Annotated in this window: 13 protein-coding genes; 9 read left to right on the top strand and 4 right to left on the bottom strand. The window is 39.9% G+C overall.

Features of this window, described 5'->3' with window-relative positions; genetic code table 11:
* Nucleotides 1-82 precede the first annotated feature (82 nt).
* The 3 genes from NT010_16105 to yihA are packed head-to-tail and all read left to right on the top strand — an operon-like array spanning nt 83 to nt 2773.
* Nucleotides 83-1063, top strand: a complete 981-nt coding sequence (locus tag NT010_16105; GenBank protein MCX5807564.1) for a polysaccharide deacetylase family protein — start codon at nt 83-85, stop codon at nt 1061-1063.
* Nucleotides 1064-2113, top strand: coding sequence for a GNAT family N-acetyltransferase (locus NT010_16100; protein MCX5807563.1), 1050 nt, complete (start codon nt 1064-1066; stop codon nt 2111-2113).
* 60 nt (nt 2114-2173) lie between these two features.
* Complete coding sequence (gene yihA / locus NT010_16095) at nt 2174-2773, top strand: ribosome biogenesis GTP-binding protein YihA/YsxC (GenBank protein ID MCX5807562.1); 600 nt, start codon at nt 2174-2176, stop codon at nt 2771-2773.
* A gap of 122 nt (nt 2774-2895) precedes the next feature.
* On the opposite strand, the gene pyrE is transcribed toward yihA, so the two are convergent.
* From pyrE to NT010_16080, 3 genes are all read right to left on the bottom strand, one after another.
* Nucleotides 2896-3441 carry an orotate phosphoribosyltransferase gene (gene pyrE / locus NT010_16090; GenBank protein ID MCX5807561.1) on the bottom strand — a complete coding sequence of 182 codons (546 nt, stop codon included), beginning with the start codon at nt 3439-3441 and terminating at the stop codon, nt 2896-2898.
* A 65-nt stretch (nt 3442-3506) separates the two neighbouring features.
* Complete coding sequence (gene purF, locus NT010_16085) at nt 3507-4904, bottom strand: amidophosphoribosyltransferase (GenBank protein ID MCX5807560.1); 1398 nt, start codon at nt 4902-4904, stop codon at nt 3507-3509.
* Between the two features lie 5 nt (nt 4905-4909).
* Nucleotides 4910-5455 (bottom strand): macro domain-containing protein, encoded by a 546-nt coding sequence (locus NT010_16080; GenBank protein ID MCX5807559.1) that lies wholly within the window; start codon nt 5453-5455, stop codon nt 4910-4912.
* A 79-nt stretch (nt 5456-5534) separates the two neighbouring features.
* Between NT010_16080 and recG the strand changes: the two genes are divergently transcribed.
* Nucleotides 5535-7715, top strand: a complete 2181-nt coding sequence (gene recG / locus NT010_16075; protein MCX5807558.1) for an ATP-dependent DNA helicase RecG — start codon at nt 5535-5537, stop codon at nt 7713-7715.
* A gap of 9 nt (nt 7716-7724) precedes the next feature.
* Here recG and tsaA read toward each other — a convergent pair whose 3' ends face one another.
* Complete coding sequence (gene tsaA / locus NT010_16070) at nt 7725-8186, bottom strand: tRNA (N6-threonylcarbamoyladenosine(37)-N6)-methyltransferase TrmO (protein ID MCX5807557.1); 462 nt, start codon at nt 8184-8186, stop codon at nt 7725-7727.
* Between the two features lie 375 nt (nt 8187-8561).
* On the opposite strand from tsaA, the gene NT010_16065 reads away from it, so the two are divergent.
* The 5 genes from NT010_16065 to NT010_16045 all read left to right on the top strand — a co-directional run bounded on the left by NT010_16065 (nt 8562) and on the right by NT010_16045 (nt 13249).
* Complete coding sequence (locus tag NT010_16065) at nt 8562-9488, top strand: ParB/RepB/Spo0J family partition protein (protein ID MCX5807556.1); 927 nt, start codon at nt 8562-8564, stop codon at nt 9486-9488.
* 517 nt (nt 9489-10005) lie between these two features.
* Nucleotides 10006-10662: a hypothetical protein gene (locus NT010_16060; protein ID MCX5807555.1), complete on the top strand. Its 657-nt coding sequence runs from the start codon at nt 10006-10008 to the stop codon at nt 10660-10662.
* A 221-nt stretch (nt 10663-10883) separates the two neighbouring features.
* On the top strand, nt 10884-11771 hold the full coding sequence (locus NT010_16055) for a NotI family restriction endonuclease (GenBank protein MCX5807554.1): 888 nt from the start codon (nt 10884-10886) through the stop codon (nt 11769-11771).
* A gap of 7 nt (nt 11772-11778) precedes the next feature.
* Nucleotides 11779-12756: a DNA adenine methylase gene (locus NT010_16050; protein ID MCX5807553.1), complete on the top strand. Its 978-nt coding sequence runs from the start codon at nt 11779-11781 to the stop codon at nt 12754-12756.
* 211 nt (nt 12757-12967) lie between these two features.
* Nucleotides 12968-13249, top strand: a complete 282-nt coding sequence (locus NT010_16045; protein MCX5807552.1) for an antitoxin — start codon at nt 12968-12970, stop codon at nt 13247-13249.
* Nucleotides 13250-13256: the final 7 nt, after the last annotated feature.

Raw genomic sequence — 13256 nt, 5'->3', positions numbered from 1 at the left:
GTATTGTCTTTAATCAACAATTACAAATAATTACTGAGCATTATATGAGTTTGTACAAAATAAGTATGATGGGATAAATCAGTTGTTCGGAAAATTTGTTATTTCACTTGATTACGAGCTCGCCTGGGGGTTTCACGGGACAAACCTGAAAGATAAACCTTATTTGGAAAATGTTAAAGGTGAAAACAAAGCAGTAATTGAAACGCTTAAACTTTTTGAAAAATATGGTATACACGCAACGTGGGCAATAGTCGGAGCATTATTTTGTAAAAATAAAAAAGAATTAAAAGATATTATAAATATTGAGCTTGAGTATACTAAAAATGGTTATACGATAGAACAATATCTTGACCGGGAAGTCGGGGAAAATGATGATGCCGATTCATTGCATTATGCCGGCAGGATAATTGAAATCATAAAAAAATATCCCTACCAGGAAATAGCAAGTCATACTTTCAGTCATCTTTACTGTTTTCATGAAGTCAACGATCACAATGCTTTTGAAAAAGAACTGACAGCATTCAATAAAGTTGCAAAGGACACAAAATCGCTCGTATTCCCTTCAAATCAATTAAATGAGGATGCATTGAACCTGCTGAAAAAATATAACTATAAAGCATACAGGGGAGTTCAGAAGAATGGTTCTTCTTTTGCATTATATCCGCAAATGGCTGATAAAGAGGATTTTATAGTATACAAGTTATTAAGAATGATTGATACATATTGCAATATTTTAGGTGAATACAGTTATTCCCAGGAAAATATAATTGAAGACAATATATGTAACATACGTGCTTCTGCTTTTTTCAGAGGATACAACGATAGATTGTCATTTCTTGAGAGTCTTAAAATTGGAAGAATAAAAAAAGGTCTGAGATGGGCTGCGCAGAAGAATGAAATATATCACCTTTGGTGGCACCCCCACAATTTTGGGATTAATATACAGAAAAATATGGAACAGCTTGAAGAAATACTTCGTTATTTTAAAAACCTGGAATCAGAATACGGCATGGAAACCAGGAATATGGGCGAGATAGCCGATGAAGTTTTACCGGAGAAGTAAATGTATGTATACAGGGAAATATACAATAATGATGAAGATTTAATAAAACAGATTACGGATCTTTATAACAGGGTGTATGGCGGAGAATACCATGTCAGCACTCAAATGCTTATCGATAAACACCTGAAGAATCCCTTTGGTGAAAAAGTCTGTGGTGCAGTTGCAGTTGATGGAAAAAAAGTCATTGCTGCAACTTTTTTTTTAAGCGGTCAATATTTATACAACCGAATGAAGTATAAAGCTGCTTTAGGCTGTGATTATCTTGTTGACCCTGATTATCAGAGAAAAGGTTTGGGCACCGGCCTGACATCTTTTATGGAGAGTTATTTCATTAGTGCGAATTATGATTTTTTGTGCACATTTCCAAATATTAAATCAAAAGCAAGTTTTTTACGCAATGCCTGGAAGGAGGTCTTCGTTTTTGATTATTTTATAATGCCGTGCATGGGGCCTGCTTTCATGAATGATTTGTTTTTATGGCAGAAGATAAAAGGTTTTTCAAATAAATTGAGATCTTTGTCGGATATTAAGATAGAGAAAGGTGATATTAATATCATAACGCCTGATGATTATGCCCTTATCAACAACATGACTGATAAAGTTACCCGCATGAGATCAAAGGATGTTTATAATTACAAGTTTAATGATAATTATTATAAGCACTACTATATAAAAATAACTAAAAAAAATGAAACGAAATTTATTTGTACAATTCGTATTGATATAAGAAAAATTAAGGGAATTAACCTTAGATTTCTCGATATTGTAGACTGGCATAGTCTTTGTGATAACAAAGAAGATAGCGCAAAATATTTTGCCAGGGTGTTATGCGAAGCGAGAAACTTAGGAGATGCAATAGTTCTCTGGCAGTCAACTGATAGGGTAGAACAGGAAATAATTTCAAATGATTTTGGTTTTTTTAATATGAGCAGTTTAAAGGTCAATAAATCAGAGCACTACTTTTTAACAAAAAAGTTGAATGCATCAATGTCTGATAATATTGAAAAAGCTGAAAACTGGAAACTTAGGTGGATTGAAACCGATTTATAAGTTTTGTTTATGTTATACTGAGTTTTCAAAATAAATTATGGTGATGGTGAAATTATAAATATGAGAATATTAAGTGCACAATATATTAAAAGTGTTAACGGATTTGAGGATAGAGCACAATTGGAGCATCCGGAAATATGTTTTATCGGAAGGTCCAATGTTGGCAAATCCTCCATGATAAATAAACTCCTTATGCAAAAGATTGCCAGGACAAGCTCCACTCCTGGTGCGACTAAATTGATAAACATTTATAAAATACACTGTGAGTTAGATAAAAAAAGGATATTATTAATTTTTTCTGATTTCCCCGGCTTTGGTTATTCAAAGGTATCAAAAAAAACATACCAGGGATGGCAGAGTATGATAGATGGGTATATCAGTAAGAACAGATTCATAAAGAGATTGATATGGGTTTACGATGTAAGAAGGGACCTGGATGAAACAGACAGCAATGTAATAGAGTGGATTAGCCGGACAGGCTTGGATTTCACTATGGTAATCACCAAGATTGATAAAGTGAGTAAAAATGATGTGCTGATAAAAAAGAGGTTATTTGAACAGAATTTTGGTAATGACAAAGTTTTTGTATTCTCATCTAAGGATGGATACGGACGGAATGAATTGCTGCACCATATCTCAGATGTTGTGGAAAATATATAAAATGTTTTGCGGTTTTAGCTTTTAGAGTAAACTGCTTTCTGTTAGTTGTGAAGACGATTTTCTTTAATACCCTGTCAGTTGCGGCAGGGTATTTTATTATTATAACCTTAATTTACAAGATGTTATCTTAGATCGTTAAGGTTATATATTGAATTAAACATATAACCTTTTGATTCTATAACATCTTTTCCACCTTCCAATCTGTCAAGGAGTGCTATTATACCCTTTACGTTATAGCCCTCACTTTCGGTTATTTCTACTGCCTTCAAAGAAGACCCGCCCGTAGTTACTACATCTTCAAGAATAATTACGTCCATTCCCTTTTTCAGGTTTTTTGCGCCTTCGATCCATAGATTTTTCCCGTGGCCTTTAGGCTCTTTTCTTATGAAAAATCCGGCGAGGTTGTCTTTCAAGCTGTAAGAGGCCAGTACTACAGCGCATACCAGCGGATCAGCTCCGACGCTTACACCACCTACTGCACCTATTCCCGGTATGTTACGTACCATTCCATGCATTATCCTGCCAATGAGGTACATGCCTTCAGGGTTCAGGGCGGTTTCTCTCGCATCAATGTAATAGGTGCTTTTTTTACCGCTTTTTAGAATAAATTCTCCTTCTTCATAAGACAGTTTCTTTAAAATTTCCAGTAACCTCTGTTTTTCATCCATAATCGCTTGTCTCCCTTATTATATTCAAAATCTGTAAACAGGCAAAATGCTTGCCATGAAATCGTTTAAACGCTTTTTTGAAACAGTTCCATTTGTTCCAATCCCATCCCCCATGGGAACCTTGACGGATAGGAGCCTGAAAAGCAGGCATCACAAAAATCATAATCAAATTCGTCTTCTTTATCTCCGATTGCTTTCTTGATACCGTCAATACTCAGATAACCGAGGCTATCTGAGCCCATCAATGCATTGATCTCATCTGTAGAATGAGAAGATGCAATAAGCTGTGTTCTTGAAGGCGTGTCTATACCGTAAAAACAGGGAAAAGCAGTCGGAGGAGAGCTAACCCTGAAATGTATTTCTTTTGCCCCTTGCTGCTGCAACATCTTTACAATCTTCCCTCCTGTTGTTGAGCGCACTATTGAATCGTCTACAACAATAATTTTTTTATCTTTTACTACGTCATGTACGGCATTCAATTTCAGTTTTACACCAAAATGTCTTATAGAATCACGCGGCTCTATAAATGTTCTGCCCACATAATGGTTCCTGATAAGCCCGAGTTCAAAAGGCAAACCTGTCTCTTGTGCGTATCCGATAGCAGCGCCGATACCTGAATCAGGGATGGGGATTACCATGTCTGCATCTACATGCGTTTCTCTTGCCAGCTCTCTTCCGAGGGCTTTCCTGACTGTATATACGTTTCTGCCGAACATATAACTGTCAGGCCTGGCAAAATAAATATATTCAAATACGCAATATTTTGGTTTTACCTTTTTGAAAGGCATATATGATTTCATTCCTTCATTTGTTATATGGAGCACTTCGCCTGGTTCAACCTCTCTAACATATTCTGCCTGCATGAGGTCAAAGGCGCACGTTTCACTTGAAATTACACATGAACCGCCGATTTTTCCGATCACGAGAGGCCTGAATCCATAGGGGTCTCGTGCGGCGATAAGTTCTTTGTCCGTTAAGATCAGAAGCGAATATGAGCCTTCTACCCTGTGAAGAGCGCTGATTAACCTCTCAACAGTAGAATTTTCATTGGAAAGCGCCATGAGATGGACAATAACCTCTGTATCCATTGTGGATTGAAATATGGAGCCGTAATTTTGCAGCTCATCCCGTATGACCTTTGCATTTGTAAGATTTCCATTGTGGGCAATGGCAAGACGGCCTTTTGCATACTCAACGGAAAAGGGCTGAGCGTTTTGAATGTACGAGGCGCCTGTTGTTGAATACCTTACATGCCCAATTGTCATGTCTCCTTTCAATCCTTTCAATACATCTTCATTGAAGATATCGGAGACGAGTCCCATTTCCTTATGGGAATAAAAAGCCGAATGGTCGGAACTTACGATGCCGGCACTTTCCTGTCCCCGGTGCTGTAAAGCATGGAGACCAAGATAAGTTATATTTGCTGCTTCACTGTGATCGTATACTCCAAATATGCCGCACATAACTATTAACCTTCTTCAAGCCTTTCCAGCTCGGTTTCAAAAAATTTGATAATCTCATCATCCATCAGACAGATGTCTATTTCTTCCAATGATGTTTCTTTATACTTCACAAATTCTGTTACTTCATTTATTATAATTCGTGCACAGCGCTCTTTCGGAAAACCGAATATTCCGGCGCTTATAGCCGGCATTGAAATGGTTTTAAACCCTTTTTCAGAAGCAAGTGTGAGTGTGTTTTTAACGGCATTCTTTAGCTTATTCTCTTCATCCCCTTCACCCCATCTTGGACCTACGGTATGGATTACATATTTTGCCTTAAGACTGCCTCCTGTAGTGAGCGCGCATTTGCCAACCGGGACATAACCTATCTTATCGCTTTCTTCCTGGATGACCTGTCCGCCTTTTCTTACGATGGCCCCTGCCACACCGCCTCCGTGCTGAAGATGTGAGTTCGCTGCATTAACGATGGCGTCAACATCGCTTTGAGTTAAATCACCATTGATAATCCTGACTTTGGTATCTTTAATGAACGATTCTTTTATAATTTTCATCGCTTATGAGGGGTCAGCCCTTAATTTATATAACTGCCTTCAAAAAGAAACATAAATATTGTAATATAAAAACTCACAAATGGAAAAGAAAAAAGACCAACTATTAACTCCTATTATTGAATTGAAAGGTGTGGGCCCGAAAATTGCGGTGATGCTGGAAGGGAAGGGCATTAAAACCATTGAAGATTTGTTCTGGTTTTTACCGGTCAGGTATATGGACAGGAGCGTTATAAAGACCATAGGCGAACTGACGGTAGGTGAAAGAGCTTCAATCGTTGCAAAGGTTGCGGCATCAAGGTCGTTATTTTTTCGTCATTCCCGCAAGAAGGCGTACGAAGCGATTGTAGAGGATGAAACCGGCAGTATTTCCATCAAGTGGTTTCAATGGGTAGGAGAATATCTGAAACAGATCTGTAAAAAAGGAAATTTGCTCCTTTTATCCGGCGAGATAACGAAGTTCGGTGACAGGTTCCAGATGGTACACCCGGAAATTCACATCCTTGGAGATGAAAACGAAGCAGAGGACCGTAAAACAATAGCCCCCATATATTCAGAAATAGATGGATTGAAGCAGGGTACTCTGAGAACACTCATGAAAAAGGCTTTTGAAGACTATGGAATATGTATTGAAAGCGTTGTTCCTGAAAGTATTGAAGAACATCACAAACTTGCCCCCCTTTATAACGCCTTTCTGAAGATCCATTTTCCGGAGAAAGATGATTTAAAGTACACGAATATTGAAGGTTCAGGGATACAAGGATATCTCCACCGTCTTATATTTGAAGAATATTTCCTTTTTCAGCTTGCGCTTTTAATAAAGAAGGAGGAGGTAAAAAAGAACAGGGGAATAAGGTTTAAACCTGCCGATGCATACTATCGGAGATTTAAAGCCAATTTGCCCTTTAAATTGACGTATGCGCAGGAGAGGGTGATAAAAGAAATCGAGAATGATATGGGTCAGGGTGTGCCCATGAACAGGCTCCTGCAAGGTGATGTGGGCAGCGGAAAGACTATTTGTGCTGTTATGGCTTCATTGGTTGCCGTTGATAACAATTATCAGGTGGCGCTTATGGCGCCTACTGAAATCCTTGCCGAACAACATTACCTCACAATGCATAAATATTTTGATGAGATGGGAATATCTCTCGTCTTTTTAAGGGGTAATATGGGCAGCGATAGAAAACATATTCTGGAAGGAATAAAAAACGGAAAAACCAGGGTGATAATAGGAACCCATGCCATTATTCAAAAAGATGTTGTTTTTAAAAAACTTGGATTGGTCATAATAGATGAACAGCATAGATTCGGAGTTATTCAGAGGAAACTATTGAAGGAAAAGGGGTCAGAGATCAGGAGCCAGGAGTCGGAGGAGGAAGATTTTCAACTCAATATCCAACATTCAACATTAAAAACTGATTCTACCCCTGATGCACTTGTTATGACGGCAACACCGATTCCGAGAACGCTTTCCATGGTTATATATGGGGATCTTGACGTCTCCATTATTGATGAAATGCCGAAAGACAGGCAGAAAATAAGTACGAAGGCGCTTCAGGATAAAGATAAGGCTGCTGTTTATAAGATGGTGGAAGATGAACTGAAGAAGGGCCGCCAGGCATATGTTGTATGCCCTCTGATTGAGGAATCGGACAAGATTGACCTTTTGAATGCAAAGGAGATGGCAGCTTATCTGCAAACATCGGTTTTTCCTTCATACCGTGTAGGACTTCTCCATGGCAGGATGAAACCTGAAGAAAAAGAAGGGATAATGGCGAGGTTCAAAGACAGAGAGACTGATGTGCTGGTTTGCACAACGGTTATAGAAGTCGGCATAGATGTGCCTAATGCAACAATAATTATCATAGAAAACGCTGAACGATTCGGCCTTTCCCAGCTCCATCAATTGAGGGGCAGGGTAGGCAGGGGGAAATATCCGTCAAAATGCATTTTAATCACATCTGCAAAAAGGACAGCACCGGCTGCGAAAAGACTAAGGGCCATGGAAGAGACAACGGATGGATTTATAATTGCAGAAGAAGATATGAAACTCCGGGGACCCGGTGACATGCTTGGCGTGAGACAGGCCGGTCTGCCGGATTTCAGGGTAGGGGATATTGTACGCGATGTTAATATCATGTTACAAGCAAGGAAAATTGCAGGCGAAGCAATGCTTGAAATGACTGACGACGATTTGGACAGAGTTCAGGAAAAGGCAAGGAAGCGCTGGAAGGGCATTGCCTGTCTCAGTGATGTAGCGTAACCCCCTTAGTCATTCACTGCCTTCAGGTTTGGGCCGCCATTTTTTGCCGGCCATCCATCCTTCGGATGCAGTGCTTATAGCATCAAATCTTGGAGCATAAGGTTTTATGTCCAGAAGAGGTGTTTTATCCAGCATGTCAGCGCCTTCAATTATAAGGACATTCCCTTCGCGCCGGACCAGTTTTACGATTGATAACCCTATACTATTCGGCCTGCAAGGATGCCGTGATGCATAGATGCCGTGCGGTTCATCGTCCAGAAAGGTGGGACGCACCATCTCAATCCTGCCGGATCGGTCAAAAAAGTAGATCAGATACACGTGAGAGAATCCTTCAATGTCCTTCAAACCTTGCTCATATTCTCCGAATACCTCAACCTGTCCAGGGGAGTCAGGGGCGTAAAGCGGTTGAATAGGGCATTCTTCCTTCGTCTTGTATGGTGTATGTATGATGCCAATCGCTTCTATTATCATATCGTGTTATCTCTCAAGGTTAACTCGGGATCATCCGGAATAGCAAATAATCAGCAATTTTTCCTAATTCACAATTATCTGAATTTGCCATTAAATCGGCTCTCTTTGCTTAATAACAGTATCAGATCGTTTTGTTTTCTGTCAATGGATTTATTGACACAAGAAGTACAGGATTGCCCATGTGCTCCGTAGAAAAAATGGAAACATATTGACACGTTTTTTCCAAATGTTTAAAATAAGGAACAACATCACGGAGGATTAAAGGCAGTGAATAGTGAATAGTAGATAGTGAATAGTAAAGAAGGAAAGACACAGGGTATGACTATTCACTATTCACTAACGACTATTCACTGAATTTCAAAAAGGGGGAATATTATGGCAACAAAGAAAACAGTAGAAAGTCCGGAATTTATGTACCTGCCTCTGGAAAGCATTATAGTGGAAGAACAGGTTCGTTCAGGGATCGATACGGAGAGTGATTCCTTCAAGGCACTCATGGAATCTATCAAAGACCGGGGTGTTCTGGAGCCTGTCCTTGTAACACCAAAAGATGGTAAATATCTCCTTCTCTGCGGAGAACGCCGTTACCTTGCCGCTCAGAAACTGGAAATCCCATCTATTCCTGTTCGGGTTGTGGATGCAATAACTCAAAGAGAGGAGATACTTGCCTTGCAATTGACAGAAAATCTCCAGAGGGAAGATCTCAATCCAATAGATCAGGCAAAAGGGATATTGGCGTATATCCAAGCAAAATTTCCCGATAAAAATTATGACGTGGATGGGGTGATGAATGATTTGGTCAGCGTAATGAGATCGTCCGACTATATTACAGAGGGGTTCTCAGCAAATGTTGCTGAGATATTAGAAATCTCCGGAAAGTCAACAAAGACGCTGTTCAACGGACTATCTCTTTTAAAACTTTCTCCTGAAATTCAGGCCGAAATCAGATCAGGAAATCTCCCTGTTTCCCAGGGGTATCTCTTCGCCGCAAACCTTGAATGTCCTGATCTTATGAAGATATTTAACGACATTATGAAGACACCAGTGACTTATATTACTTTAGAGAGCAAGCTCACCGCATACAAAAAAGTCAAACCTGAACCGACTAAAACAAAACCAATACCTGTAATGAAACAGGTTAAAAGTATTGCATCAATAAAAACAGATTTTGAAAAGGGTATTGGAACCTATATACGGGAAGATGTTGAAAAATATCTCTATGAACTACAGGTTTTCTGTAATTTTGTGCAACAACAGATGTTTATAACCCCATACGGCAAGAAAAGACCACCACAAGTGTGAAGACAGTGCAAGTTTTAATCCCGCTTAATGCGGGACATAGTGAACAGTAGATAGTGAACAGTAGAAAAGATAAAAGGACTTGTGAAACGGGTCAAGCCATGAAGTAAGAAAAAGGCAGTGAATGACGCATGGGTTTTTCAACTATTCACTATTCACTAACGACTATTCACTGCATTACAATTATTTCCTTGAAAAGCAAATAGATTTTGGTAATAATATCAAAAGGCTGGGATGGGGGATCAACACCATGTAAACACATTATCATTTCAGTTAAAGGGTTTACATGAGACAGCGGATCAATAAAATTCAAACGGTATATTATGAATTGCTTTGGTCATTTGTAGAAATACCTATATTATACCAACCTGGCAAATATCAGGTAATATCAGCAAATACTATTAATCAATTTGTCAATCTATCTTCAAAACAGCAACATTTTGAGGGTTTTTTGTCTTAAGCATGTTATTAGATTTAAGGAAAAAGTATATTGGTATTTTAAATGTTCGGCAGAGAAAAGATGAAGCAGCTAATTGAATTCTCGTATAATGGTCAGGAAGCATTGAAGACTGTAATTGAAGAGTCGTCATATCGCACTCTTGAGCAAGCCATTGCCTGCTTGACAATGTTTGCACATCCAGACGTGGTACATGCCACCAATACACGCCACCTGTTTTGTGTCGTGCGCACACAGAACAACGCTGCACGTGGTCAAATTGTTGACCTTGGTGGGGGTGTCAGAGCGTTGCAGGACGATAACTTGACCCCAACCAATGCCTTCATTTGGGCACATGGCATTCGCCGTAGCCAATACAAGGATATTCAGTTTAATCATGTGTGGGGGCAATCCGCAAATATCACAGCGTATACCAATCTGGCAAATATCTTCTTGTTACCGTCATTTCTCTCCAAGCTCACAGACACCCACCCAGAGGTGAAAGCCCTTCTCCGCTACCGATGTTACGAGTTATTTCAGTATCACCCGGAAGGAACAATAGTGCCGGAAATGCCAAGAGCATATAACGAATTGCAGTGGGCTGCACCGCATCCTTGTGTTTCTAACCTTGAGGTTTGCTTACGAAGGGCAATGACTTCAAGTCCTAGGAGTCGTACTACAATCTCCGCGCGAGAAATAGGTTGGTATTTCAGTGGTTATGAACCGGATACGGAGATATAGAGGAATGAAATCAAAACACTATCGAATCGTCGCAGTCAATCGGCCACAAAAGACGTTGCCTCTGGCTCAACTTTTTGTTGGACCCGAAAAATATATAGGTATTTTGAATATTTCCGGCACCAGGTATTTATTCCGCTCACGAATTTAGATGCAAAAAATGCCCGGTTTGTCTATAATTAGAACAAGAATATAATGAGAATTTACATAGGGGGATCGTAAACGTGGCAAACACAGAACACCCATTGGCAGAGGTATTTGGCCATTTAACAACTGACCACACAGAAAAAGCCAATAGATACCGTTCCCACAGGCTCTGCCCTTTTAATAACAAGGTTCCTAATTGTACCAAGGATAAGGCAAAAGACCCCTTGGGGGTTTGCAGTATTTACCATGAAAGTAAGCCTGTAATCACTTGCCCAATCAGATTTCGAGAAGAATGGATCATAGCAGATGACGCTGCTTCGTTCTTTTTTAAAGAAGGCACAACGTGGAGTTCTCTAACAGAGGTTCGTTTAAACGATTCCTTTGGAAAATCAGCCGGAAACATCGACGTTGTGCTTGTTGCCTATGATGATAAAGGAAGGGTGTACGATTTTGGCTCCCTTGAAATACAGGCTGTCTATATCTCGGGCAATGTCCGCGAACCATTTAAACACTTCATGGAGGACCCTGAGAGCCGATCTTCTATGGATTGGTCTAAAGAGCCAAATTACCCCCGTCCCGACTATCTTTCATCTTCCAGAAAAAGACTTGCTCCGCAGCTTCTTTTTAAAGGAGGTATTCTTCATACCTGGCAGAAGAAGATGGCTGTTGCGTTAAACAAGAGTTTCTTCAACACTTTGCCCAACCTAAAGACAGTATCGAAATCAAAAGCAGATATTGCATGGTTTATCTACGATCTGGAACTGATTGAAGAAAAAAGTAATGAATCTGGCCAGTATTCGCTAAAGAAAGTAGACGAGGTCTTCACCGAGTTTGAGCCTGCCCTTATCTCTATTACACAACCATCGCCTGGAAGAATTGACGACTTTATAAAACTACTCCAAGAAAAACTTGATGACCAGATTAAGACTCCACCAACAAACAACACGATTGAAAAACCATTCTGATATGGCTATGCAAAGACAATCATCGTTATTCCCTGAGTTGGTCGAGAGAGTGGAAGCGCTGAAAGCGGTGAACGTAGCCTCTGTTCCTCAACGCAGTCCCTTTCGTTATCCCGGCGGAAAAACCTGGTTTGTGCCTACATTCAGAAATTGGATTGCAGGCATGTGCCAGAAACCAAGAATCCTAATTGAGCCTTTCACGGGTGGTGGAATTATCAGCCTCACCGCTCTTTTTGAGAACTTGGTTCAACGCGTTGTTATGGCTGAACTTGACGATGAGATTGCGGCGGTCTGGGAATCTATTACCCAAGGAAGTGCCACATGGCTTGCGGAACGTATTATCACCTTCGATCTAACAAAAGATGCCGTGGTAAATGAAATTAATAAGGTTCCCAATTCACAAAAAGAACGGGCTTTCCAGACTATTTTGAAAAACCGAACTTTTCACGGAGGGATTCTTGCGGAAGGAGCTGGCCTCCTTAAACATGGAGAAAACGGAAAGGGAATTCATTCACGGTGGTACCCCGGAACCATTGCCAAACGCCTTTTGAACATAGGCAACATCGTCAGTAAGATAGAATTCCGGCACGATGATGGTTTGAAGGTAATGAAGGAATATTACGACCGCGATGATTCCGTCTTTTTTATAGACCCACCGTATACTGCTGGAGGAAAAAAAGCGGGGAAGAGGCTATATAACCATTACGATCTTGACCACCAACTGTTGTTTAAAACGTGCAAATCACTTAAAGGCGATTTTCTCATGACTTATGATAACGCCGATGAAGTCAAAAAAATGGCTCGGGATCATGGATTTCAAATGCGCCTTATACCAATGACCAATACCCACCATACAGCGATGGAGGAACTTGTGATAGGAAAAGATTTATCTTGGATGGACACCTATCCTGCCGTGCATGAACCTCAAATAGAATACTCAGTCAGTGAAACAATCAAAAGACGGTCCAAAGAATCCCGGGGGGGTTAAAGTGACGTTCCCTAAAAACTAAGTAACTTTTGTTAACAGAGGTTTTCGTTTACATGGAAAAAACAACAGAAAAACTTGCCCAACGAAGCAATACCTTTAGGCAAATAAAGTCAAGCTTCTCCTTTTGGTTCTAAGATAATGACGTTTATGAAAACACCAAATCATATTATCCCGAGCAGGAAGGCTACGCTGCTATATTTTGTAGAAAAACATGAAAACTAAACCAACAAAAGAAGAGAAGGAAATACTGGACAGCTTTGAGAAAGGTGAGTGGGTTCCTGTTACTGACCTTTCAAAAAGAAAAAAAGAGTTGGCAGAGTATACTCGCAGTACTTTGAGAAAGGACAAAAGACTGAATATACGCATTTCTGAACGAGACCTTATAGAGCTCCAAAGAAAGGCTGTAAAAGAAGGCTTGCCGTATCAGACATATGTATCAAGCATTATTCATAAGTTCATTAATGGAACACTTGTTGAAGGAACAACAAAATAAGGGCCAA

The sequence above is a fragment of the Pseudomonadota bacterium genome, from assembly GCA_026388275.1.
Taxonomy (GTDB): Bacteria; Desulfobacterota; Syntrophorhabdia; order Syntrophorhabdales; family Syntrophorhabdaceae; genus JAPLKB01.
Note: the sequence above shows the minus strand (reverse complement) of the source record. Positions and strands in the feature narration are given on the sequence as shown.